Source organism: Micromonospora wenchangensis (assembly GCF_002210435.1).
Lineage (GTDB): Bacteria > Actinomycetota > Actinomycetes > Mycobacteriales > Micromonosporaceae > Micromonospora > Micromonospora wenchangensis.
Window position 1 is genome coordinate 61,798 of record NZ_MZMV01000013.1, and the last position, 24,360, is coordinate 86,157.

The 24,360-nt window shown below is 72.6% G+C and carries 19 protein-coding genes and 1 pseudogene; 10 read left to right on the forward strand and 10 right to left on the reverse strand.

Features of this window, described 5'->3' with window-relative positions; genetic code table 11:
- The first annotated feature begins 170 nt into the window (after positions 1 to 170).
- A complete protein-coding gene (locus tag B5D80_RS10460) occupies positions 171 to 716 on the forward strand; it encodes a DoxX family protein (protein ID WP_088643621.1) in 546 nt (181 codons plus the stop codon).
- Between the two features lie 204 nt (positions 717 to 920).
- Positions 921 to 2,360, forward strand: a complete 1,440-nt coding sequence (locus tag B5D80_RS10465) for a glycosyltransferase 87 family protein (RefSeq protein ID WP_088643622.1) — start codon at positions 921 to 923, stop codon at positions 2,358 to 2,360.
- Between the two features lie 72 nt (positions 2,361 to 2,432).
- Here the strand turns inward: B5D80_RS10465 and B5D80_RS10470 are convergent, their stop codons facing one another.
- The 4 genes from B5D80_RS10470 to moaC form a co-directional block, all read right to left on the reverse strand.
- A complete protein-coding gene (locus tag B5D80_RS10470; RefSeq protein WP_245854426.1) occupies positions 2,433 to 2,864 on the reverse strand; it encodes a molybdenum cofactor biosynthesis protein MoaE in 432 nt (143 codons plus the stop codon).
- Positions 2,861 to 4,120, reverse strand: a complete 1,260-nt coding sequence (locus B5D80_RS10475) for a molybdopterin molybdotransferase MoeA (RefSeq protein ID WP_088643623.1) — start codon at positions 4,118 to 4,120, stop codon at positions 2,861 to 2,863. The genes B5D80_RS10470 and B5D80_RS10475 overlap by 4 nt, the downstream gene beginning before the upstream one ends.
- A 78-nt stretch (positions 4,121 to 4,198) precedes the next feature.
- Positions 4,199 to 4,669 (reverse strand): MogA/MoaB family molybdenum cofactor biosynthesis protein, encoded by a 471-nt coding sequence (locus tag B5D80_RS10480; RefSeq protein WP_088643624.1) that lies wholly within the window; start codon positions 4,667 to 4,669, stop codon positions 4,199 to 4,201.
- The gene (moaC, locus tag B5D80_RS10485; protein ID WP_088643625.1) at positions 4,666 to 5,157 is read right to left on the reverse strand and encodes a cyclic pyranopterin monophosphate synthase MoaC; all 492 of its coding nucleotides are present in this window, start codon (positions 5,155 to 5,157) and stop codon (positions 4,666 to 4,668) included. The genes B5D80_RS10480 and moaC overlap by 4 nt, the downstream gene beginning before the upstream one ends.
- A gap of 668 nt (positions 5,158 to 5,825) precedes the next feature.
- Here moaC and B5D80_RS10490 point away from each other — a divergent pair.
- The 5 genes and pseudogenes from B5D80_RS10490 to B5D80_RS10510 all read left to right on the forward strand — a co-directional run bounded on the left by B5D80_RS10490 (position 5,826) and on the right by B5D80_RS10510 (position 11,590).
- Positions 5,826 to 8,372 (forward strand): putative bifunctional diguanylate cyclase/phosphodiesterase, encoded by a 2,547-nt coding sequence (locus tag B5D80_RS10490; RefSeq protein WP_245854420.1) that lies wholly within the window; start codon positions 5,826 to 5,828, stop codon positions 8,370 to 8,372.
- Positions 8,369 to 9,658 (forward strand): annotated as a pseudogene (locus tag B5D80_RS10495) (glycosyltransferase 87 family protein); the annotation flags it as partial. The gene B5D80_RS10490 and the pseudogene B5D80_RS10495, both read left to right, overlap by 4 nt.
- 24 nt (positions 9,659 to 9,682) lie before the next feature.
- Complete coding sequence (locus B5D80_RS10500) at positions 9,683 to 10,315, forward strand: phosphoribosyltransferase (protein ID WP_088643680.1); 633 nt, start codon at positions 9,683 to 9,685, stop codon at positions 10,313 to 10,315.
- Positions 10,316 to 10,344: 29 nt separating this feature from the next.
- Entirely contained in the window at positions 10,345 to 10,770 is a 426-nt protein-coding gene (locus B5D80_RS10505) for a TFIIB-type zinc ribbon-containing protein (RefSeq protein ID WP_088643626.1), read from the forward strand.
- A gap of 136 nt (positions 10,771 to 10,906) precedes the next feature.
- Positions 10,907 to 11,590 carry a maleylpyruvate isomerase N-terminal domain-containing protein gene (locus B5D80_RS10510; protein WP_088643627.1) on the forward strand — a complete coding sequence of 228 codons (684 nt, stop codon included), beginning with the start codon at positions 10,907 to 10,909 and terminating at the stop codon, positions 11,588 to 11,590.
- A gap of 19 nt (positions 11,591 to 11,609) precedes the next feature.
- Here the strand turns inward: B5D80_RS10510 and B5D80_RS10515 are convergent, their stop codons facing one another.
- Positions 11,610 to 15,206 (reverse strand): replicative DNA helicase, encoded by a 3,597-nt coding sequence (locus B5D80_RS10515; protein WP_088643681.1) that lies wholly within the window; start codon positions 15,204 to 15,206, stop codon positions 11,610 to 11,612.
- Positions 15,207 to 15,612: 406 nt separating this feature from the next.
- On the opposite strand from B5D80_RS10515, the gene B5D80_RS10520 reads away from it, so the two are divergent.
- The gene (locus B5D80_RS10520) at positions 15,613 to 17,262 is read left to right on the forward strand and encodes a hypothetical protein (RefSeq protein WP_088643628.1); all 1,650 of its coding nucleotides are present in this window, start codon (positions 15,613 to 15,615) and stop codon (positions 17,260 to 17,262) included.
- A 103-nt stretch (positions 17,263 to 17,365) separates the two neighbouring features.
- Here the strand turns inward: B5D80_RS10520 and rplI are convergent, their stop codons facing one another.
- The 4 genes from rplI to rpsF all read right to left on the reverse strand — a co-directional run bounded on the left by rplI (position 17,366) and on the right by rpsF (position 19,013).
- Positions 17,366 to 17,812 carry a 50S ribosomal protein L9 gene (gene rplI, locus B5D80_RS10525; protein ID WP_088643629.1) on the reverse strand — a complete coding sequence of 149 codons (447 nt, stop codon included), beginning with the start codon at positions 17,810 to 17,812 and terminating at the stop codon, positions 17,366 to 17,368.
- A 14-nt stretch (positions 17,813 to 17,826) separates the two neighbouring features.
- A complete protein-coding gene (gene rpsR / locus B5D80_RS10530; RefSeq protein ID WP_007073789.1) occupies positions 17,827 to 18,066 on the reverse strand; it encodes a 30S ribosomal protein S18 in 240 nt (79 codons plus the stop codon).
- Positions 18,067 to 18,107: 41 nt separating this feature from the next.
- Positions 18,108 to 18,644 carry a single-stranded DNA-binding protein gene (locus B5D80_RS10535; protein WP_194822166.1) on the reverse strand — a complete coding sequence of 179 codons (537 nt, stop codon included), beginning with the start codon at positions 18,642 to 18,644 and terminating at the stop codon, positions 18,108 to 18,110.
- 78 nt (positions 18,645 to 18,722) lie between these two features.
- Positions 18,723 to 19,013: a 30S ribosomal protein S6 gene (rpsF, locus tag B5D80_RS10540; protein ID WP_088643630.1), complete on the reverse strand. Its 291-nt coding sequence runs from the start codon at positions 19,011 to 19,013 to the stop codon at positions 18,723 to 18,725.
- Positions 19,014 to 19,542: 529 nt separating this feature from the next.
- On the opposite strand from rpsF, the gene B5D80_RS10545 reads away from it, so the two are divergent.
- Together B5D80_RS10545 and B5D80_RS10550 are read left to right on the forward strand one after the other, a co-directional pair.
- Positions 19,543 to 20,325, forward strand: a complete 783-nt coding sequence (locus B5D80_RS10545; RefSeq protein WP_088643631.1) for a deoxyribonuclease IV — start codon at positions 19,543 to 19,545, stop codon at positions 20,323 to 20,325.
- Between the two features lie 600 nt (positions 20,326 to 20,925).
- On the forward strand, positions 20,926 to 22,653 hold the full coding sequence (locus tag B5D80_RS10550) for a hypothetical protein (RefSeq protein ID WP_245854422.1): 1,728 nt from the start codon (positions 20,926 to 20,928) through the stop codon (positions 22,651 to 22,653).
- Between the two features lie 135 nt (positions 22,654 to 22,788).
- On the opposite strand, the gene B5D80_RS10555 is transcribed toward B5D80_RS10550, so the two are convergent.
- A complete protein-coding gene (locus B5D80_RS10555) occupies positions 22,789 to 24,297 on the reverse strand; it encodes a glycosyltransferase family 87 protein (RefSeq protein WP_088643632.1) in 1,509 nt (502 codons plus the stop codon).
- Positions 24,298 to 24,360 lie beyond the last annotated feature (63 nt).

Consider the following 24,360-nt stretch of genomic DNA (forward strand, 5'->3'; position numbering starts at 1 on the left):
ATCAGCGACGGTCGCTCCGTTCGGCGTGGCGCACCGCCTCCGCCTGCCGGTACGCACGACCGCCTGCCCGTGGCGGGGGTCGACGCACCGATGCGGACCGTCGACACGCGGACCGCTGCGGATCGGCCATTGCCCGGATAGCGGGGCGTCAAACGGGGTATGACTGAGCCATGAAACCCGTGCGCTCCCTCGCCCGTGTCATGTTGAGCGGCATCTTCGTGGTCAGTGGCGCCCGCAACTTTCAGCACCCCCACCGGCTCGTCCCGGCGGCCAAGCCGGTCACCGACCGGGTCACGCCGCTGATCCAGCAGGTCGCGCCGCAGCTCCCCACCGACACCGAGACGTTGATCCGGGCCAACGCCGCCGTGCAGTTCACCGCCGGTCTGATGCTGGCCACCGGCAAGTTCACCCGGCCGGCCGCGCTGGTCCTGGCCGGTACGCTGGTGCCCACCACCGCCGCCGGTCACCCGTTCTGGAGCAACGACGATCAGGCGACCCGGAACAACAACCAGGTGCACTTCCTGAAGAACCTCGGGCTCTTCGGTGGTCTGCTGCTCGCCGCCGCCGACACCGAGGGCAGGCCGGGTCTGCGCTGGCGGGCCGGTCACCGCATCGGCCACTCCCGACGTTCGGTGGGTCGCGCGGTGCGTACGGCCCGGCGGGAGGCCCGGATCGCCGTGCGGTCGGCCGCCGCCGCCCGTCGACTTCCCGGCTGACCTGCATCGATTCGGCCATCACCCCCCGCAAGGCCACGAATTACCTGAACCGCCCGACACCCGTTAACGCGGTGGAAATGTCAAAAACTGGTGTGGGATCGGACACGGTCGGATAACGCGGGAGGCAGCAACGTGAGGCGCCGTTCTAGGCTCCCTACCGGACCTGGACGGGTAGGACGACCTTGGTACGGGGGTGGCCACGCCATGCCGACAACCGTCGGTAGACGTGCGGACCGCCTCGCCCCGGTGCGTCGCGCAACGCGTGGGATCGATCGTAGGACAGTCGTACGGACCGGCATCGTGGCCGCCGTCGCCTATGCCGCATGGCTCGCCATCGGTGCTTTCGGGCGGCCGTACAACTTCTTCGACATGAAGATCTACCACGGCGCGGTGGTGTGGTGGGCGAGCGGGCACGAGTTGTACGAGTTCATCGCGCCCACCACCACGCTGGGTTTCACCTACCCGCCCTTCGCCGCGCTGGCCATGCTGCCGATGGCGGGGCTGCCGATCGAGGTGGCCGGGTGGGTCAACGCGGCCGGCAGCATCGCCGCCCTGGCGGTGGTCCTCGCCGCGCTGCTGCGTCCGATCGTCGACCGGCTCGGTTGGCCGCTCTGGTTCACCGTGGCCATCGCCACGCCGATGGCCACGGCCATCGAACCGGTCCGGGAGACCCTGGGGTACGGCCAGGTCAACCTGCTCCTGTTCGCGTTGATCATGGCGGACCTGGTGGGCCTGCGCTGGCGTTCCCGGCGGGGCACCCACGGGCGCGACACCGACGGCCCGTTCCTGCGGCTGTTCTACAGCGGTTCCTGGGCCGGGGTCGGCATCGGCCTGGCCACCGCCGTCAAGCTCACCCCGGCGCTGTTCATCGCCTACCTGCTGATCACCAGGCAGTGGCGGGTCGCCGCCACCGCCGTCGGCACCACCATCGGCGTCACCCTGGGCAGCTTCGCGCTGGTCGGCACCGAGTCGCGGGCCTACTTCGGCGGGGTGCTGTGGCAGACCGAACGGGTCGGGGCCGCCGACATGACGCCCAACCAGTCGCTGGCCGGCCTGTTGGCCCGGCTCTACGACTCGATCGAGACGCCCGGCCTGCTCTGGCTGGCGTTCTCGGTGCTGATCCTGGCCGTCGGGCTGTCCCGGGCCGCCAACGCCCGCGCCGACGGCGACGAGTTGACCGCGTTCACCCTGGTCGGGCTGACCGCCAACGTGATCAGCCCGATCTCCTGGTCGCACCACCTGGTCTGGGTCATCCCGGCGATCGTCGTGCTCGCCGACGCCGCCGTCCGCCGCCGCGAGGCGAGCCGGGGGTTGTCGCTGCGCACCGGCCAGCAGGCGTTCGGTGGGCCGCCCGGGGTGAGCGGGCTGCGCCCGCCGATCTGGTACCCGACGCTGACCGGGCTGCGGCACGGCGTGGCGGCGCTCGGGTTGTACCTGCTCTTCCTGATCTCGCCGATCTGGCCGTACGAGCACAAGCTCCCCGAGGTGTCGCACTACCAGGACGGCCTGTTCGGCGCGCTGATGGAGAACTCGCTCGCACTGGCGCTGATCGTGCTGGTCGCCGCCCTGCCGTGGCGGCCCGGCGCCGAACCCGCCTTCTACGCCGACCGGCCGGCCCGCGCCGCCACCGCCGGCCGCCGCTGACCCCGCCCGGCCCCCGCCACCGCAGTCGGCCGACCCCGGTCGGGCGGCACCCGGCGGGCCGCGACGCCGGGCTCAGGGGCAGTTGACCCACTCCTCGGTGCCGTCGGCGAAGACCTGCCGCTTCCAGATCGGCAGCCGCGCCTTCACCTCGTCGACCAGCCGGGCGCAGGCCGCGAAGGCCGCCGCCCGGTGCGCCGTGCTCACCGCCGCCACCAGCGCCACGTCACCGATGTCGAGCCGGCCGATCCGGTGCGACACCGCCACCGCGTAGACGTCGGGGTCGGCGGCGATCTCGGCGGCCACCGCGCGCAGCGTCTCGACGGCGCTCGGGTGGCCCTCGTACTCCAGCAGGGTCACCGGTCGGCCGTGGTCGTGGTCGCGGACCACGCCCTGGAAGGAGACCACCGCGCCGGCCCGGCGGTCGGCCACCGCCGCCTCGTGCGCGGCCAGGTCCAGCGGCTGGTCGGTGACCGCGAGCAGGGCCGTCGTCGGGCCGGTCGTCACCACGTGCGCTCCCCGGGCAGCAACGGCAGCGGTACGACCGGCACCCGGTCCCCGACCTCGCCGGAGGTGCCCGGCCGGATCACCGCGAACCCGTCCGCGCCGGCCAGCCCGCGCAGCATCGCCGACCCGACGTGGCGGACCGGGTGGGCGGTGCCGGCCGCCCGGTCCAGCCGGACCAGCGCCAGGTGGGTGTAGTCGCCCCGACCGGGCACCGGCCCGGCGAGGGTGGCCTGGGGCAGCGCCGGCAGCGCCCGGCCCTGGAGCCCGGCGAGCAGCGGCGCGACCAGCGACACCAGGGCGACGATCGCGGACTGCGGGTTGCCCGGCAGCCCGGCCACGAACCGCACCCGCCCGTCGGCGTCGACCAGCCGGGCCAGCAGCATCGGGAAACCGGGCCGCACGGCGACCGTGTTCACCACGTGGTCGGCCCCCAGCGCCTCCAGCGCGGGGTGCAGGTGGTCGACCGGGCCGTGCATGGTGCCGCCGGTGGTGCAGACCAGGTCGGCCCCGGCGAGCGCCCCGCGCAGGGCGGCCACGTGGGCCGGGAGGGTGTCCGCCACCGGGCCGACCACGTCGGCGGGCCGCACCTGGCAGCCGTAGCGGCGCAGCCAGGACGGCACGGCCGGGCCGAGCGCGTCACGGACCCGGCCCGACCCGGGCGGCCCGGCGGTGAGCAGTTCGTCGCCGAAGACCAGCAGCGCGGCGCGCGGTTGGCGACGCACCGTGAGCTGGTCGTGCCCGCAGGAGGCGGCCAGCCCGATCAGCGCCGGGTCGACCGGGGTGCCCGCCGGCAGCAGTTCCTCGCCGGCCACCGCCTCCTCGCCCGGCTCCCGCCACTCCGGGTTCGGACGCGGCGTGCCGGTCACCCGCCCGTCCGGGGTACGCCGCGAGTCCTCGATCCGCAGGATGGCCGTCGTCCCGGTGGGGACCATCGCGCCGGTGGCGATCTCGACGGTGGTGCCGTCGGCGGTCAGCCCGGCCGGGGTCTGCCCGGCGAGCACCCGTCCCACGACGTCCCACGGGCCGGCCCCGCGTACCGCCCAGCCGTCGACGCTGGAGGTGGGGAAGGCGGGCAGGTCGGTCCGGGTGGTCAACGGCTCGGCCAGGGTGTACCCGTCGACGTCGGAAAGCGACCGGTTGACCGGGGGCAGGGCGGCGGCGAGGCCGACCGCGTACACCCGGGAGCGGGCCTCTTCCCATCCGGCCGGCGGCGGCGCGGCGACCTGGGCCGCGGCGGCGGCGGTTTCCGTGCTCACCGGGGGCCTCCGTTCGGACGGGACGCGGCGCTCCGCGTACACCTCCGCGAGCCTATCGCCGCCGTGCCGACCGTGTGGTCAGTGGTCGCCGCCGCGCAACTGGTCGACCGCGTGGCCGAGGATCGGCCCGAGCACGGCCAGCCCGTCCTTCGCGCCGCCCCGCGAGCCGGGCAGGTTGACCACGAGCATCCGGCCCAGCACCCCGGCGAGCCCCCGGGACAGCGCCGAGGTGGGCACCCGGTCCCGGCTGTACGCGCGGATCGCCTCGGCGATGCCGGGGATCTCGTGGTCGAGCAGCGCCCGGGTCACCTCCGGGGTCCGGTCGGTGGGGTTGATGCCGGTGCCGCCGCTGGTCAGCACCACGTCGATCCCGTCGGCGTGGGCGGCGCGCAGTGCCTCGCCGACCGGTTCGCCGTCGGGCACCACCACCGGCTCGTCGACCTGGCAGCCCAGCTCCCGCAGGCCGGCGACGAGCAGCGGGCCGCTGGTGTCGGCGTACACCCCGGCGGCGGCCCGGTTGGACGCCACGACGACCCGGGCCCGGATCACGGTCGGTCCTGCGGGCGGACCCACTCGCCGGTCTTGCCGCCGGACTTGCTCAGCACCCGGACGCCGTCGACGGCGGCGGCCGGGTCGACCGCCTTGACCATGTCGACCAGGGCCAGCCCGGCGACGGCGACGGCGGTCAGCGCCTCCATCTCCACCCCCGTCCGGTCGGCGGTGCGGGCGGTGGCGGTGATCTCGACGGTGTCGTCGGTGAGTTCGAGGTCGACGGTGACCCCGTGCAGGGCGATCGGGTGGCACAGCGGGATCAGGTCGGGGGTGCGTTTGGCGCCCATGATGCCGGCGAGCCGGCCGACGGCCAGCGCGTCGCCCTTGGGCAGCCCGTCGCGGCGCAGCAGCTCCACCACCTCGACGGTGGTGCGCAGCCGCCCGGCGGCCACGGCGACCCGGCCGGACACCGGCTTGGCGGAGACGTCGACCATGCGGGCCGCGCCCGCGGCGTCGACGTGGCTGAGCTGCGCGGGATCGGTCACGTCCGCGAGCCTAGCGGTGCGCTCCGACCGGAGGGTACGTCCGGTGCGTGACGACGACCGGGAACAGGAACGGCGAGCGCGCGGGGACGATTCGTGATCGGTAGTTCATCGTCGATTTCATCGGCCGCCACTAATAGGTTCTCGCGTCCACCGGAGAGCGGGAAACCCCATCACGCGCGAGATCGTCACACCTGAGAAACCCTCCGTCGCGCCGTGACCGCGAATCGCCACCGGGCCACTTCGACGACGTTGGCACCACCGCGCCGACCCGACTACGCTGCGTTCCACAATGGGGTGATCTGTCGCACTCGCACAGCCGGTCACCTCGACGTACGGCAAGCGGCCCCTCTCGCCCGATGTCGCCGAGCCGCCGTCTGCACCATTATCTAGCGTTAACGAGAACCGTCGGGAGCGCTCAGCACTCCGTTTCCCCATGGAAACGGAAAGTCACCAAGATGCACTCAATTCTCACCTATCGCTCATAGTTACATTTATACCTCCAAAAACGGCCTAACCGCCCTTAGGCTGTCCCCTGTCAGATGCCGACCGCAAGGGTCGGCGACAACGACCAGGGGAGGGCGAACGCGATGTCCGCACACGAGTGGCTCTGAACGATTGTGGTGGCGGCGTGACCCCACGTAGCCTTGGCCTCTGCTCAGCGACACGGAGTGGTTGTCGAGGACACGGTGGCGCGACCGGACGAAGGCAAGACGGAGGCCGAGCGGCAGCTGACGCTGCACGTCGGCCTCGTCTGCGTGGTGGCCACCGCAGCGGCGGTCGTCGCCCTCTACCAACTGGTCCACCTCGACCTCACCGGCGGTGACCTCACCCGCTCCGTCGCGCTGGCCTTCATGGCCGCGCTCAGCGTCCGGATCAACTGGCAGATCCGCATCCGGGCCACCGTCCACGCGGTCTCCTGGAGCGAGACGGCGATCGTCCTCGGGCTGGCCGTCGCACCGGCGCCCCTGGTCGTCCTGACCACCGGGACGGGCGTCGCGATCGCCCTGCTGTCCATGAAGCGCGGACCGTTGAAGACCACCTTCGGCATCGCCAAGAGCATGCTGCTGGCAGCCGCCGGCGGCGTCGCGTTGCACACCCTCGGCTGGTCGCCGCAGGACACCGACCTGCCGAACGCCATCGGCATGATCGGGCTCGCCTACGTCGTCGCCGTGGTCCTCGACGAACTACTCACCCTGCCGGTCATCGCGATGGCCACCGGCACCCCGCTGCCCCGGCTCTTCTCCGACGACCTCGGCCTGCGCCTCACCAGCGCGCTCGCCCGGTTCGTCCTGATCGCCGTCACCCTGGCCATCCTCCAGGCCGACCCCCGGCTCCTGCTCGCCGTGCCACCCCTGGTGCTCAGCCTGCACCTGCTCTACTCCAACCAGGTCAAGTCCCGCACCGAGCAACAGGCCTGGCAACGGCTGGCCCGCACCACCGACGCACTCAACGTGGTCGACCTGGACAAGGTCCTCACCACCGCCGTCACCCAGGCCACCGAACTCTTCTCCGCCGACGAGGTCGAGATCGAGTTGCGCGACGCCGGCCGCACCGTCCGGGGCGCGAGCGGCACCATCACCTACGACGGCCCGTCCGGCACCCCGAGTGAGATCGAGGGCACCGTCCTGCCCGCCCGCCTCGAAGGCCACGACCGCACCGTCGACGTCGGGATGCTGCGGCTGCGGTTCCGGGGACCGGTCCGGCTCAACGAACGCGAGCAGTACACCCTGCGTACCTTCGCCTCCGCGCTGTGCACCGCCGTCCGCAACGCCCAGGCGTACGCCGAACTCGCCCGGGTCGCCGCCGAACACGCCCACGCCGCCAGCCACGACGCCCTCACCGGCCTGGCCAACCGCCGGCAACTGCTCGACCGGGGCACCGAACAGCTCGGCACCCGGCACGCCGAGGGGGTGACCGCCCTCGTCCTGATCGACCTCAACCACTTCAAGGAGGTCAACGACACCCTCGGCCACGCCGCCGGTGACCAGGTGCTGATGCGGGTGGCCGACCGGCTGCGCGCCGCCGCCCGCGACGAGGACCTGGTCGCCCGCCTCGGCGGCGACGAGTTCGCCGTGCTGATGCGCAACCTGCCCGCCCCCGCCATCGCCGCCCACCGGGCCGAGACCCTGCTCGGCGCCCTGCACGAACCGATCGACGTGGACGGCATGCGGATCAGCGTGGAGGCCAGCGGCGGCATCGCGGCGGCCCCCTCCACCGGCGGCATGCCCGAACTGCTGCGCCGCGCCGACGTCGCCATGTACCAGGCCAAGCGGGCCGGCCAACGGATCGCCACGTACGCCCCCACCCGGGACACCGCCGACCTGCGCCGGCTCACCCTCGGCGGTGAACTGCCCCGCGCGGTCGCCGATCACGAGTTCACCGTCAACTTCCAGCCCATCGTCGACCTCGGCACCGGCGAGGTGACCGGAGCCGAGGCGCTGGCCCGCTGGCACCACCCCCGGCACGGGGTGATCGACCCGTTGCGCTTCATCGAGGCGGTGGAACGCTCCGGCATGCTCCCCGCGTTCGCCGAAGCCATCCTCGACCAGGCGCTCGTCGCCGCCGTCGGCTGGCGGACCGCCGGCTTCGACCTGCCCGTCTCGGTCAACGTCTCGCCCCGCAGCCTGCTCGACGCCCGGTTCCCCGGCGCGGTGCTGGCCCGGCTCCAAGCCCACGACTTCCCCCCGGACCGGCTCGTCCTGGAGCTGACCGAGACACTCACCCTCAGCCAACTCGACGTGGTCGACCGGGTGCTCAACCGGCTCCGCGACTCCGGCATCCGGCTCGCCCTGGACGACTTCGGCACCGGCTACTCCTCGCTCTCCCTGCTCTCCCGCATCCCCGTGCACGAACTGAAGATCGACCGCAGCTTCGTCACCGCGATGGAGAGTTCCGCCGAGGCGGCGGCCGTCATCCGCTCCACCCTCGACCTCGGCCGCAGCCTCGACCTGGCCGTCGTCGCCGAGGGCGTGGAAAGCGAACCGCAGCGCCGGGCCCTGTGGTCGCTCGGCTGCGCCGCCGGCCAGGGACACCTGTTCGCCCGCCCACTGCCGGCCGGCGCGCTCCTCGCCGCGCTGCAACGGGGCTCCGGCGGCCGCCCCGGCAGTCTCGCCACCCCGCTGCACGACACCGGCGCGGTCATCCGACTCAGCACCCCCGGCCGCCGCCAGCCCGCCCGGAACCGCCCGACGGGTCTGCCACACTTGCCGGCGTGACCGCCGCCGACCGTGCCGCCCGCCGCCTGCGGGCCGTCGACACCGCCGCCGGCGGACTCGCCCTCGACCTCGGCCTCTACCTGCTCTCCGCGATCTTCGCCGCCGTCACCGCCGCCACCTCCACCCTGCCGCCGCACCGGGCCTGGGGCGGCCCCGCCGCCGTCGGCTACCTCGCCGCGACCATCCTGGTCGCCGCCCAGTTCCTCCTCCGCCACCACCGACCCCGGCTGGCCGGCACCACCGCCCGCGCCGTGGTCACCGGCCTCACCTGGGCCGGCACCGCCCTGCTCCCGCTGACCGTGCAGGCCGGGCAACGGGCCGCCGGACGCACCGACCGGGCCCAGGAGGAGGTGGTGGTGGTCGAACAGGCCGGCATCCGGCTCGCCGAGCACGGCACCCCCTACCTCGGACCGGACGCCATCGCCGCGCTGCCCGCCGACGAACGGCTGCTCGGCTACACCCCCTACCAGCCGGGAATGGCGTTGTTCGGGCTGCCCCGGGCCGCCGCCGACACCTGGTGGACCGACTCCCGCATCTGGTTCGCGCTGGTCACCGCCGCAGCCCTGGCATGGGCCGTGGTCGCGCTGCGCCGTCCCGCCCCGACCACCGGCGGACGGGCCGGGGCACCGGCGGTGCTACGCGGCGTGCAGGCCGCGACCGTCCTGCCGATCTGCGCGCTCACCCTCGCCACCGGCGGCGACGACCTACCCGTACTCGCGCTCTGCCTGCTGGCGCTGGCGTTCGCCGCCACCGGTCGACCCGGCGGGGCCGGGCTGGCGGTCGGGCTGGCCGGCGCGTTGAAGCTGTTCGCCTGGCCGGTCGCGCTGGTCCTGATCTTCTGGGGCACGACCCGCCGGGCCGGGCTGCGGGTGGCGGCCGGCGCCCTCGGGCTGCCCGCCCTCGCCCTGCTCCCCGCCCTGCTGGTCGACCGGGACGCGCTGGTGGAGAACGTGCTCCGCTTCCCCCTCGGCCACGGCCAGGTCACCAGCCCCGCCCAGTCCCCGTTCCCCGGCCACCTGATCGCCACCGCCCTGCCCGGCGGCCGGATCGTCGCCGCCGCGCTGCTCGTCGCCATCGGCGGCGCGATCGCCGTCCGGCTCGTCCGCCGCCCGCCCCGCACCGCCGCCACCACCGCACTGGTCTGCGGGTACGGCCTGCTCGCCGCGATCCTGCTGATGCCGACCACCCGCTTCGGCTACCTGCTCTACCCGATCGCCCTGCTGGCCTGGGCCGCCGCCCTCACCACCCGCCCGGCACCGGTTCCGCCGAGTTCCCGGCACACCCCGCCCGCAGGGCGTAGACCTGAGGACATGAGCAGCTACCGCGACCGCGCCGACGCCGGCCGTCGACTCGCCGAACGGCTCACCGCGCTGGCCGGTCGACCCGACGTCGTCGTGCTCGGCCTGGTACGCGGCGGGGTGCCGGTGGCCCGGGTCGTCGCCGACCGGCTCGGCGTACCGCTCGACGTGCTGGTGGTCCGCAAGCTCGGCCTGCCCGGGGCACCCGAGGTGGCCTTCGGCGCGCTCGGCCCCGGCGGGGTCCGGGTCCTCAACGACCAGGTCGCCGCCCCGCTCGACCCGGCCGACCGCGCCGAGGTGCAACGCCGTGAACAGGCCGAACTCGACCGCCGGGAGGCCCGTTACCGGCACGGTCGACCCCCGCTCGACCTGACCGGACGTACCGCCCTGATCGTCGACGACGGGCTGGCCACCGGCGCGACCGCCCGCGCGGCCGTGCAGGTCGCCCGGCGGCTCGGCGCCGGGCGGGTCGTGGTCGCGGTGCCGGTCGGCGCGCAGCAGGCGTACGAGATGCTCGCCGCCGAGGCCGACGAGGTGGTCTGCCCGCAGCACCCGGTCGGCTTCACCGCGGTCAGCGCCCACTACGACGACTTCCACGAGGTCGACGACGACGAGGTGACCTCGGCGCTGATCGCCACCGCCTGAATGCGGCACGGACCGGGTACCGTCGAGCGATGCAGCTCACCTGTCCCAAGTGTCGCGGAGATATGCGCCAGTACGAGCGCAGCGGAGTCGTCATCGACCAGTGCGGCGAGTGCCGGGGGATCTTCCTGGACCGCGGCGAACTCGAAAAGCTGTTCGAGGCCGAGGCGAACTGGAACCGGCAGCGCAGCACGGGCGCACCCGGCCAGCCGGGAGCCGTCCCCGGTCAGCAGCACGTCCAGGCGCCGGGCGGATACCCGCCGCCGCCCCCACCGCCGCCCGCCCCGAGCCACCAGCCGGGCTACGGTGCCGTGCCGCCACCCCCGCCCCCGCCGGGTTACCCGCCGCAGCCCGCGTACGGCGGCCACGGTGGCTACGGCCACCCGCAACACCACGGCTACCACGGCCACTACAAGCGCAAGAAGCACAAGGGTTTCCTCGACGAGATGTTCGGCTGACCGGTTCCGCCGACGGCCGGGCCGGGTCCTCCCGCGCCCGGCCCGGTCCCGTCACCGCCGTCGGCCGCGCGGGGTTCCGGCAGTTGGTTTCCGGGTCCGGATGCCGGAGCATGCCGGGCGTGCGACGCTGCACGGCATGACGTTCGTCCGGCAGCACACCGCGTTGGCGCAGGCCTACGACGGCATCACCCGGGTGGTGGCCGACCTCGACGACGACGCTCTGCAACGCCCCACCCGGTGTCGCGGCTGGGTCGTCGCCGACCTGCTCTTCCACCTGCTCTGCGACGCCCAACGGGCGCTGGTCACGCTGGCCAGCCCCGCCGACGGGCCGGCCGACACCGACGACGTCAGCTACTGGAGGTCGTTCCCGGCCGGTGCCGATCCCGACGCCGCGGCCCGGCACGCGTGGTGGGCCCGCCGCTCGGCCGCCGCCTTCGACCGGCCCACCGGCGTGGTCCGGATCTGGGCGGACACCGCCCCGGCTGCCGTTCGCGCGGCGGGTGCCGCCGACCCGCAGGGCTGCGTCACCACCCAGGGACACGTGCTGCGGGTGCCCGACTTCCTGGCCACGCTGACCACCGAGGCCGTCGTGCACCACCTCGACCTGGTGCCCGACCTGCCCGACGCGCCGCCGCCCGGTGCGCACGCCGTCGCCGTCGCCGTCGCCACCATGGACGGCCTGCTCAGTGACGACACCGTCCGGCCCGCCGACTGGGACGACCTGACATACCTGGGCAAGGCCACCGGTCGGGAGGCGCTGACCGACCGGGACCGGATGGCGTTGGGCGAGGCCGCCGGCTGGTTCCCGCTACTCGGCTGAGTCACCGGCCGGCGTCGGGTCAGACGATCGCCATGTCGACGAAGCGGGACAGGTGCAGTTGCGCCGCCACCGTGATCGAGTCGGTGGGCCCATTTCTGTGCTTGGCAACAATGAAATCCGCCTCTCCGGCGCGCGGCGACTCCTTGTCGTAGTAGTCGTCGCGGTGCAACAGGATGACGACGTCGGCGTCCTGCTCGATCGAGTTGTGGGTGGCGATGCCGTTGGCGATGAAGTTGTGGGTGCCGAGCACTGTCGCGTCGTAGACCTCTTGCTCACCGAGGGACTCGATCGAGGTGATCTCGTCCCAGAAGATGTCGTTGGTGGCGTGCAGTTCGAGGTCGGCGGCGTCGAGCACCGAGGCGATCTTCGCCAGTCGGGATCGGCTCGGTGCGCGCTTCCACAGCGCACTGCCGCAGAACTGGGTGCCGATGGCCCGGGCGAACTCCCGGTGGCTCATACCCCGGTCCACCAGGACGTCCCGAACCCGGCTCCACACCTCGGTCGGTACCGTGTCGACGTTGGTGTTGCCCACGACCGTCTCCAGCACCGTGAGCAGCGCTTCACACTTCACGGCGCGCTCCCCGTGCACCCCGATCTCCCGCAGGAACCGCAGTTGGTCGTCCCGGCCCGAGATGTCGAGGGTGTACTGGGGACGGTGGTCAGCTACCGGAACGATTTTGAGGCGTGCGGTGATGCCGTACCGCAGGAGGAGCCGGGAGATGTCCTCAAGCATTCTGCGACTGGTGGAGGAGAAGTAGACACGCCCGCCCCTACCCGACTTGTTGACATGGACCGAGCCGTCGGTCGACCACAGGTGGCGCAGGAATAGCGTGACCTGTTCCTTGGGCATACTGAAGATCGCCTGCGGAATGAACTTCTCGTGCGAACGCAGCCCGAAGAGCCCCAGCCCGTCGAGCCATTCTGCAATCGGATTACGCCGTCCACGGGCCAGTCGGTACGGTGCGGGCAGCCGGAGCGTCGTGACCCGGGCGGCCTCGTACTCGTCCCGTACGGCGCTGATTCCGAAGTGCTTCGCGGCCTCGGCCACTGCCACCAGGTTTTCCTCGTCCCTGCTGGCGTACCGGATCGGCTGGCGTCTGACAAACGAACCGTCACCAAGCAGGTGCGCGAGCAGTACCACCTCCGCCTCCACCCACGGCCGGATCGCCAGCGGCGGGGGCAGGTGTCTCGGCGTAGCCAGCCGCGCTCCGACAGCCAGCTCACCGAGCGGCACCCACCCGGCGAAGGTGAGGAAAGGATGGTTCGCAGTCGCGTCGATCTGCTTCCCCGACGCGAGGGTCAGCCGGAACACCTCGCGCCGACCGCTGGGGAAGACGTGCGTCATGGTCCGGGGCGAGTACCGCAGATTCTCGTCGAGCGCCCAGACCGGGATTTCCCTCGTCCCGGCCTTCAGCAGCTCGCCCATGGTGACTTCCGCATTGGTGTCGGCCCGGATCAGTCGGGTCTCCGCTGCCAGACAGCCCGACTCACGCAAATCGGACAATTGTGGTCGCTTGTCGGTGCGTTGCTCCGGGCCACGGTTGAGCTGGCTGACCGCGATCACCGGGCACTCGACCTCCTTGGCCAGCAGCTTCAGGCCACGGGACAGGTCCGCGACCTCCTGCTGACGGCTCTCGGTGCGCTTCGGTGAGGTCATCAGCTGGAGGTAGTCGACGACGATCATCTTGAGGTCGTGCTTCTGCTTGAGCCGCCGCGCCTTCGCCCGGATCTCCATCAGGTTCATGCTCGGGGTGTCGTCCACGAACAGCGGCGCCTCGCTGATCTCACCCATGCAGCGGGCCAGCTTGGTCCAGTCGTCGTCGGAGAGCTGACCGCTGCGCAGCACGTGCAGCGGGACCCGAGCCTCGGCCGAGAGGAGCCGCATGACGATCTCGACCTTGCTCATTTCCAGCGAGAAGATGGCGGCGGCCTGGTTGGCCCGGATCGCGGCGTTGCGGGCGAAGTCCATGCTGGCCGTGCTGTTGTGGGTGGGGATCATCGACCGGCCGGCCAGGTAGAGGTGGTCCGGGTTGTCGACGGTCACGCACCGCACCGGCACGCTGGCCACCGGGCGGACGTCCACCACGTACCGGACAGCCGGGTCGGTGCGCAGGCGGACGGCCTCGGCGGAAGCCCTGGGCTCCCGGCGGAAGACGGCGTCCGGGGTGGCGAAGGCGACCGTGTACGTCGTCCCGGTCCGGCCGGGTGCCGGCCGCTCGGTCAGCGTGCACCGGTAGCCGAGACCCACCACGAGTTCCCGCACGTCGCCGGCCAGCCGCCGCGAGGTCGAGGTGTACCGGTGCTCGCCGGTCGGGGTGAGGGTGCCGGCGGTGTCCATCAGCCCGGCGAGCAGCGCCCGACGTTGCGCCTCGGAGCCGCGCAGGTAGTCGCGGGGGATGTGCTTGTCCGCGAGGACACCGATCTCCCGCAGCGTCGTCAGGAAGGATGCGGCCAGGTGCCCCGGGTCGGCCCGGCCGTCGCCGAGCCAGCCACCCAGGCCGTACGGGGGGATGGGCACCGCCCGCTCGGGCAGTTGCAGGGGGGCGCAGGTGGCGACGGCGTGCCGGGGTCGTCCCTGCGGCCCGGTACGCAGCGTCGCCGCGATCTGCGCCGTGGTGAGCACGCCGTCCTCGGCCTCGGCGGGGCTCTGGGCCGCGTCGGACGGCGTACCGCCCGTCGCCGCGAGGGCCGGCTTGCGGGTGGTGGTCCGCCACAGGTGCCCGGCGTCGGCGACGATCACGCTGCCGTCGGAGAACTCGACCTCGTAGCAGGGTCGCCCGTGCATCACGGCGAAGGCGGCGGTGACCGTGGTCGGCGTGCCGTCCGCGGCGAGCAGCCGGTCGCCGACCTCGACCTCGCCCATGGTGGTCCAGCCGTCCGGGGTGGGCAGCGGCGTGTCGAGCGCCAGCGCCTTACCGAGACCGGGGCGGCCGGCCACGATGATGAGCTGCCCCGGGTGCAGGCCGTTGAGCAGCCGGTCCAGGTCGGTGAAGCCGGTCGGCACCCCGGTCATCACGCCGCCCTGCGCGCCGACCGCCTCGATCTCGTCCAGGGTGGGCTGGAGCATGTCGGCGAGCACCGCGAAGTCCTCGCTGACCCGCCGTTCGGTGATCTCGTAGACCGCCTGCTGGGCCAGGTCGACGACGTCGTCGACGTCCCGGCTGCCACCGGCGGCGGTGCCGTAGCCGAGCTGCACGATCCGGGTGCCCGCCTCGACGAGGCGGCGCAGCACGGCGCGTTCGCCGACGATCCGGGCGTAGTAGGAGGCGTTCGCCGCTGTCGGCACGGCCGCCATGCAGGTGTGCAGGTAGGGGGCGCCGCCGACCCGGGCGAGGTCCCCGGAGTCGGCCAGGGCCGCCGCGACGGTGATGCCGTCGGCGGGCTCACCGCGACCGTAGATGTCGAGGATCGCGTCGAAGATGGTGGCGTGGACGGGCCGGTAGAAGTCGGTGGACTTGAGGATCTCGACGACGTCGGCGATCGCGTCCTTGGAGAGCAGCATGCCGCCGAGGACGCACTGCTCGGCGGCGACGTCCTGCGGTGGGGTCTTGTCGAACTGGCCGTCGCGGGGCGGCGGGGCGGACGACTGCCCCGCGACCCGGGGCTCCGCCCGCATGTCGTCGGTGATCGACACGGTTCCCCCTCCACAGCGTCGCGGTTGCCCCGGCGGTACGCCGGCGGTGACACCGTCCGGTCAGGTCGATCGGGGGGCCATCGCGCGACCGGTCGGTGCCCCACGATACGGACCCCGAGGTCAGACCCTCAACCGGCGCGGTGGACGAGCCTCGGGACAACCTGTGGACGCGCGTGGACAACCATGTGCGCAGCGTGTGCACAGCCTGTGGAAAACTGTGGGGGAATTCTGAGCATCAGCGCCGTGAGCTGCGGGTTCACTATCCACACCCTGTGGACGAATATTTTCCGGTAAGGCTCTTGGGTCGGTCTTCCCGTACTATCTCTGCGAAACGGCTACACCTGGACAGCGGATTGCACTTTCGGTTGAGAAGGGTCACGCTCCGGCCGTGAGTTACCGGAACTGGGAGCGCGGGGAGGGCAGCCCGCGCGCGCGTCAGCCGATCGCCCCGTGGGACGACCTCGGCGACCCGGTTCCGTCGGATTCATACTCCTCGACGGACCGCTACCGTACGCCGAGTCGGCGTCGGGCGGTCGAGCGTGGCCAGCAGGAACCCGTCGACGCCTACCTGCCGCGTTGGGCTGTCGAGTCGGGCATCGCGCACGCCGACGGCCGGGGTCGGCACGCCGCCCCGGACGACGACGAGGACGATGCCCGCCGGGCCGCCGGGGTGGGCCGGCGGGCGGCCAGGCGGCGGCGGGAGAGCGAACGCCGGGAGGCACGGGCGATCGGCTCCGGCACCGACGACCACACCCGGGAGTGGACCTTCGACCGCCCCCAGCAGGAGCAGGGGTACGTCGGGAGCCGACGGGCGGACGCCGACGAGGGTGAGCCGGTCTCCGGGGCGGCCCCGACGGCCCGTCCGCGCCGGGCGTCGTCGCGTCGTCCGGAGGTGGTCTGGTCCGGCGGTGACGATTCCGACCTGCCCGTGGAGGCCGTACCCGAGCAGCCGCCCCGCCGTCGGCGACGCAACACCGACGAGTCGTGGGCCCGGCCCCTGACCGACCCGGCGAGCCGCCCGGCGGCCGACCCGTGGAGCCGGTCGGCCGAGCCGGAACCGGAGTACCGCCCGGCGGTGGACCCGTGGGACGCCTCCGGTGTGCACGGTTGGCAGAGCCCCTCCACCGACGACCGGTGGGACCGTCTCGGCGGGTCGTCGCGGTGGGGGCAGAGCGACAGCACCGGCCAGTGGGACCGGTTCACCGACACCGCCCAGTGGGACCGGACGGACGTCGGCCGGTGGGGTCCGGTGACCACGGGCCGTGACGGGTGGGACGGCCGGGACGCGGGCCGGGTCGACCGCCCGGACCGCGCGGGTGTGGACCCGTGGGACCGGGGTGGGCCCGACCGGCGGGACGCGGGCGACGTGGACCGGTGGGAGCGGTCGGTGCCGCCCCGGTCGTCGCAGCCGGTGACCGGTGAGGGCTGGCCGTGGGGCGAGCAACCGGAGGGTTTCTGGTCGGGTACCCGCCTGGCGGGCGACGACCCCCGTTGGATGGACCCGCCGACGTCGGCGCCCCGGTCGCCGGTGGTGGGGTACACCGCGCCGCGTCCCCGGGCGGCCCCACGCCGTCGGGCCGAGCCGGTGTCCGCGCGGGCGGCGACGCCGTCCTCGCTGCGGGAGCGGATCGGCTCGGTGGGTGCCGGCTCGTGGAACCGTCGCCTGGAGGACGACCTGCTCGACCCGGACCCGGGTGGTCCGCTGCGTCCGTTGGTCTACACGGCCGCCTGTTACCTGGTGCCGGCGGTGCTGGTGTTCCTGTGGCTGTTGACCCTGGACGGTCAGCCGCCGGCCGGGTGCGTCACGGACATCAGCGGCGGCGGGTGCGAGCCGCCCCGGGCCCACGCGCTGGGTTCGCTGGTCGCGGGTGGCCCCCGGTTCGGTCTGTCGTTGCTGAGCAGCCTGGTGGTGGCGGTGCTGCTGCGCCGGGTCGGGACGACCTGGCGGCCGGCGACGGTGGCGTTGGCGGCGGCGGTGGTCGGTGGCGGCCTGTCCACCGTGATGATCAGCGCGGTCACCGGTCAGCCGATCGGCTGACCGGGCGTACGCCGGCCGGCGTGCGGCGTCGTCGTGGAAAGCGCGTGGTGGCCCGCACCGGAGTCCGGTGCGGGCCACCACGGTGGTGCCTGGTGCGCTGAGGTCAGCCCTGGACGACGTTGAGGTCGAACGTGGCGGACACCTCGGGGTGCAGCTTGATCTTCACCGGGTAGGAGCCGGTCGACTTGATGTGACCGGGCATCTCCAGCCGACGACGGTCGAGGACCGGGCCACCGGCCGCCTTGACGGCGTCGATGACCTCGGCCGGGGTGACCGAGCCGAAGAGCCGACCGCCGTCACCGGCGCGGACCTTCAGGCTGACCTTCAGACCTTCGAGCTGGCCCTTGACCTCGTTGGCGTGGCCCAGGTCGCGGATCTCCCGGGCCGAGCGGGCCCGCTTGATGACCGTGACCTGCTTCTCCGCACCCTTGGTCCAGCTGATCGCGAAGCCCTGCGGCAGCAGGTAGTTACGGCCGTAGCCGTTCTTGACCTCGACGATGTCGCCGGGGGCACCGAGACCGGAAACTTCCTGGGTCAGGATGATCTTCATGTCGGTGCCTCCTCTCAGCGGGCCGTGGCGGTGTACGGCAGGAGCGCCATCTCGCGGGCGTTCTTGACCGCACGGGCGATCTGCCGCTGCTGCTGGGAGGTGACCCCGGTCACCCGCCGAGCGCGGATCTTGCCGCGGTCGGAGATGAACTTGCGCAGCAGCGCGGTGTCCTTGTAATCGATATAGGTGATCCCGTCCTTGTCGAGCGGGTTCACCTTCTTCTTCGGCTTGCGAAGTGCCGCAGCCTTGGCCATTGCACGTGCTCCTGGTTTGCGATCGCGGGCGCTCGGCGCCATTAGAACGGAGGCTCCTCGTCGAAGTTGCCGCCCGAACCACCGCGGGAGGAGGGGGCCGGAGCAGCAGACGCCCAGGGGTCGTCGAAGTTGCCTCCGCCGCCGCCCTGGTTGCCACCGCCACCGGAGCCGAAGCCACCGCCGCCGCCACCGGAGCGCGACATCTTCTGCACCTTCGCCGTGGCGTAGCGCAGCGACGGGCCGATCTCGTCGACCTCGAGCTCGATGACGGTGCGCTTCTCGCCCTCGCGGGTCTCGTACGACCGCTGACGCAGCCGTCCCGAGACGATCACGCGGGCGCCGCGCTGGAGCGACTCGGCGACGTGCTCCGCCGCCTGCCGCCACACGGTGCAGGCCAGGAAGAGCGGCTCGCCGTCCTTCCATTCGTTGGTGGTCCTGTCCATGAACCGAGGCGTCGAAGCGACCCGGAACTTGGCGACCGCCGCACCGGACGGGGTGAACCGCAACTCGGGGTCATCGGTCAGATTGCCGATGACCGTGATGGTGGTGTCTCCTGCCATGACCATCTCCTCGCGCACTCATCGTTGCGTCGTACAGGTTCGCAGAACCGTGCGACATCTCCGACGAGGCTGATCCGGGCGAACCGGGTTGAATGCTTAGCGCATCTCCGGCCGGATGACCTTGGTGCGCAGCACGGACTCGTTCAGCCGCAGCTGGCGGTCGAGTTCGGCCACCGCCTCCGGCGTCGCCTGAAGGTCGACGACGGCGTAGATGCCCTCGGCCTTCTTGTTGATCTCGTACGCGAGGCGCCGGCGGCCCCACACGTCGGTCTTCTCCACCGAGCCACCCGCGGTCCGGATCACGTTCAGGTACGTGTCGAGCGACGGGGCGACGGTGCGCTCCTCGAGACTGGGATCGAGGATCACCATGACTTCGTAGTGACGCAAGACGTGCTCACCTCCTGTGGGCTAGGCGGCCACGGTCCTTCCGTGGCAGGAGGTCGTGCGTCGTGCCCGCCCCGCGCCGGGGGAACCCGACCGGACGCGGACAACCGGACCAGGATACCCGGTCCCGACGATCACCCCCGGGCAGGTCGACCCGGCCGGTCGGTGGTGGGGGACGGGGAATGGCGACAGGGGTCCGCCGCGACACCCGAAGGCCGACGGCGGACCCCTGTCCACGGGGCCGCGGGGCGTCCCGTCCGCATTCCTTGGGTGGGACCTGGGGAGGAACGACCACACCGATGAGGTTGGATCGAGGACACCCCGCGGAGCTTCATCCTGTTGTTATCTGACGATACAACGGCGATCGTCACGTGATAGCCGAATTGAAACTATTCGTCCGGCTGTTCCACTCCCCTCAACGATCGCCGGCCCCGACCGGTGACGCCGTAGCTCCGGCGACGGGGCGGACTGGCGCGACTTGCCCGCGACCGTCACCCCTCGCACGTCGGGGGCGGGACGTAGGCTCGCCTGCATGCGTATCGGAGCCCACGTCGACCAGGCCGACCCGTTGGCGGAGGCGGCCACCCGCGCCGCCGAGGCGGTGCAGTTCTTCCTCTCCGACCCGCAGGGCTGGAAGGCCCCGAAACCCCGGGAGGACGCCGACCGGCTGCGCGCCGCCGAGGTGGACGTCTACGTCCACGCCCCGTACGTCATCAACGTGGCCACCCTCAACAACCGGATCCGCATCCCCAGCCGCAAGCTCCTGCTGGGCCACGCCACCGCGGCGGCGCAGCTCGACGCCCGGGGGCTGATCGTGCACGGCGGCCACGTCAACGCCGGTGACGACCTCGCGGTCGGCTTCGACAACTGGCGCAAGACCTTCGCGTACGCGGCCGACTCCGGCGGGTTCCCCGTCCCGGTCCTGATCGAGAACACCGCCGGTGGCGACAACGCCTGCGCCCGGCGGCTCGACGCGCTGGCCCGGCTCTGGGACGCCCTAGGTGACTACGAGGTGGGCTTCTGTCTCGACACCTGCCACGCGTACGCCGGTGGCGAGGAACTGCTCGACCTGGTCGACCGGGTCAAGGCGATCACCGGCCGGATCGACCTGGTGCACGCGAACAACTCCAAGGGCGGGTTCAACTCCGGCCAGGACCGGCACGACAACCTTGACGGCGGCACCATCGACCCGGAACTGCTGGTGGCGGTGATCCGGGCGGCCGACGCCCCGGTCATCGTGGAGACCCCCGGCGGGGCGACCGGTCAGGGCGCGGACATCGCCTTCCTCCGCGAGCAGCTCGGCGCGGGGGCCTGAACGCCGATGACCACCAACGCGACGGGCGGCAGCCCGCCCCCACGGCAGACCGGCGGCACGGACCCGACCTCCGGGGGCGGGACGGGGTCGCCGCAGGACCGGCCGGCACCCGACGCGCGGGACAGCTCGGAGCCGGGCGGGACCGTCCCGCCCCCGACCGCCGCCCCCGGCCCGAAGCCCGCCGGCGCCGACGCTGAGCCGCCCACCGGGGCCGGCCCGGAACCCGCCGGATCAGGCACGGAGCCCACCCGATCGGACGCGGAGCCCAGCGGAACCGACCCGAAGCCCGCCGGTGCCGGCGCGGAGCCCGCCGAGGGCCGGGCCGGGGGCGGGAAGGCTGAACCCGGGACGGCCGGGGCGCAGGCCCAGCCGGCGGGAACTGCCGGGGCGACGAGTGCGGCAGCGACCGTCCAGGCCGGCACGACGCCCGACCGGGCCGGCAAGCGCAGGACCTGGAGGGACAAGTTCCGCAGAAGCGGGACCGGGAAGGACGAGGCCGGACAGGGCCGGGAGGACGGGCCCGCCGGAGACGGAGAAAAGCAGCAGGAGCCGGCCGCCGAGGCCGACCCGTGGACCTCGTTTGCACCCGCGCCGGAACCGGTGCCCGGCCGCCCCGGGCGGGCCGTCCGCGCCACCGGCCGGTTCCTGGTGCACGAGTGGACGCTCGCCGTCCTCGCCTCGCTCGCCCTGGCCGTGGGGCTGACCTGGCCGACCCTGCGCTACCCGCTCTACACCCTCCCCCAGGACTACTGGGATCCGAGTCTCCAGGCCTGGCAGATGGCCTGGTCCGGGCACGCCCTGCGGACGAACCCGGGGCAGTTGTTCCAGTCCAACACGTTCTTCCCGGAACCGTGGAGCTTCGCCTTCTCCGACATGCTGCTCGGATACGCCCCGGCCGGTCTGCTCGGCACCGGCCCGGACGCCGCCGTGCTCCGCTACAACATCATGTTCGTGCTGGCCCACGCGATGGCCACCTTCGGGGCGTACGTGCTGGCCCGGCAGTTGGGCGCGGGCCGGATCGGTTCGGCGGTCGCCGGGGTCAGCTACACGTACGCGCCGTGGCTGCTCGCCCAGGCGGGTCACCTGCACATCGTCTCCAACGGTGGTATCCCGCTGGCGTTGGCCATGCTGGCCCGGGGCCACGGCTGGTCACTGCGGCACGGCTACCGCCCCGAACGCCGCCGGGTCGGCTGGGCGTACGCCGGGTGGGTGGTGGCCGCCTGGCAGCTCAGCCTGGGCTTCGGCATCGGCCTGGTCTTCGCGTACGTCCTCGCGCTGACCCTGCTGGTCTCGGCGGTCGTGTGGTTCTGGCGGCGGCGACGCGTGCGACGGCCCTTCGGTCGTCGGCTGTTCGTCGCCGACCTGGTCGGCGGGCTGCTCTTCGCCGCCGTCGGCGCGCTGCTGGCGGTGCCGTACTTCAAGGTCGCCGAGCTGCATCCGAACGCGGAACGCACGCTCGGCGACATCGGCGTCTACTCGCCACCGGCCAGTGGTTTCTTCACCGCGCCCGCCGAGTCGTGGATCTGGGGCGGGCTGCACGAGGGGGCGCGGGCCGCGTTGCCCTGGCACCCGGAGATGACCCTCCTGCCGGGCTTCGTGCTGTACGCGCTGGCGGCCGGTGGGCTCTTCTTCTCGGTGTGGCGGCTGCGGCACCGGCTGCTGATGCTCGCCGGGGTGGTCGTCACCATGGTGCTCGCGATGGGGACCCGGTTCTTCGACGGCACCTTCACCTACGCCCCGCTGTTCGAGCACCTGCCCGGGTTCAACGGGCTGCGTACGCCGGGACGGATGATGCTCTGGACGACGCTGCTGCTCGGCCTGCTCGCGGCCGGCGCGGTGAGCGCCTTCGCCCGACGGGTACGCGAGATCAGCGCCGACCGGGTGCCCGCCCGGCCGTCGCCGTGGCTGCGGGCGGTCACCCTGCTGCCGCTGCTGCTGGTGCTGGTGGAGGGGCTGAACGACACCCCGCACCCGGTGGTGCCGGAGCAGCCGGTGGCGATGCGCACCGTGGAGGGTCCGCTGCTGGTGCTGCCCAGCGGCCAGAACCAGGACCAGCCGGTGATGCTCTGGTCGACCACCCGCTTCCAGCAGGTGGTCAACGGGGGCAGCGGCTTCACCCCGAAGCAGCTCGACGACGTGCGCCGGGTGTCGGCGGCCTTCCCCGACCAGACCAGCGTCGACTACCTGCGCACCCTCGGCGTACGCAACGTGGTGGTGCTGCGGGACCAGATCGTCGGCACACCGTGGGAGGTGACGGTGGACGCGCCGGTCGAGCAGTTGGGCATCACCCGCCAGCAGGTCGGCAACGCCGTGGTGTTCCGTCTCTGAGGCGGGTTGCGGTGGGGGTTTGCGGGGAGCCCGGCCGGCTCCGGGCGGTCAGGCTTGATCCCTGCGCCGGCTGGGCCCCCCGCAAACCTGACGGGCGCACGGCCGTCTCGGACTTGTGCGTTGGTCGGGGGGTGTTCAGGCGGGGGTGGGGGCTGGTTCCGGTTCGGGGGCGGGGGTCCTACGGCGGAGTTTCGACAGCCAGGAGGCGTCGGGGGCACCGTCGAGCACGCCGCCGTCCGGGTCGTCGAGATAGGTCTGGCGGACCGCGTCACGCTCCGGGTGCAGGATGTCCTTGACGATCAGGACGCAGAGCACCACCACCGTGCCGAGCCGCAGCGACGAGGCCAGCACGAAGACCCCCTCGGGGAAGACCGGGCGGCTGGTGGCCGAGCCGAGCAGTTCGCCGTAGAAGGCGACGAAGTAGCACACCTCAGCGAACTGCCAGGCGAGGAAGGCCCCCCAGCGGGGGCGGGCGAGCACCGCCAGCGGCAGCAGCCAGAGCACGAACTGCTGCGACCAGACCTTGCTGAAGATCAGGAAGGCGGCCACCACCAGGAACGCGAGCTGGGCCAGCCGGGGCCGCCGGGGTGCCCGCAGCGCCAGTACGGCCACCCCGATGCAGGCCAGCCCGAACAGGGCGTACGACAGGTTGTTGAGGGTCGGGATGTTGGCGTTCAACCACTGGAACGGGCCCTGGTCGCCGGGGGCGCCGGTGTTCACCTTGCCGTCGAGGTACCGCCCGATGTACCAGAGCGTGCCCCAGTCGATGGGTCGGGTGGTGTTCAGCTCGAAGAACCGTCCCCAGTTGTCGGGGTAGCGGATCGCGGTCGGCAGGTTCACCGCGACCAGCGCGACCAGGCCGGTGGCGACGGCGGTGAGCGCGGCCCGTAGCCGGCCGGCGCGCAGGCCGAGGATCAGGATCGGGCCGAGCAGGAACAGCGGCCACATCTTCGCCGCGCCACCCAGGCCGAGCAGGACGCCGGCCAGGGCGGGTTGTCGTTTCGCCCAGGCGGCCAGCCCGAAGGCGGCCAGCCCGATGGCAAGGAAGTCCCAGTTGACGGTGGCGGTGAGGAACAGTGCCGGGGCCAGGGCGAACAGGGCTCCGTCCCACGGTCGTCGGCGGCGCAGGGCGAGGATCACCCCGACGGTGGCGACGGCGAGCGCGCCGAGGGTCAACGCGTTGGCGTTGTAGAACCAGCGCCCCTGGTTGATCGTCGGGTCGTCGACGCCGAGCGAGTGCACCGGCAGGCCGAGCGCGCCCATCATGTAGCCGGTGAGCACCGGGTACTCGACGGGGTGGTCCCGGTAGGGGACCTTGCCCTCGTGCAGGCCCTCGGCGTAGTAGAGGGCCAGCACGTCGGTGTAGCACATCCGGGTGTACTGGATGTTGTTCTGCCAGGCGCCGTTCTGGCAGGGTGCCTTCTGCACCCAGTGCAGGGCCAGGGTCAGGCAGGCCAGGGCCAGCACGATCCGGGCGGCCGTCCAGAACCGGCTCTCCCGACCAGCGGGCCGGTCGAGGGCGACGGCGTGGTCGCCGAGCGGTCCGCCGATCGCCTCGGAGACGCCTCGGACGAAGCCGTCCGATCGGGACGGGTGGTCGCTGCTCCCGGCGTCGTCGATGCCGGCCGTCGGCTGGGTGCTCATGAGAATGCATCCTGCCCTATGAATGGCTCCCGGACGAGCAGCATGTCGCGGTGCGGAATCCGT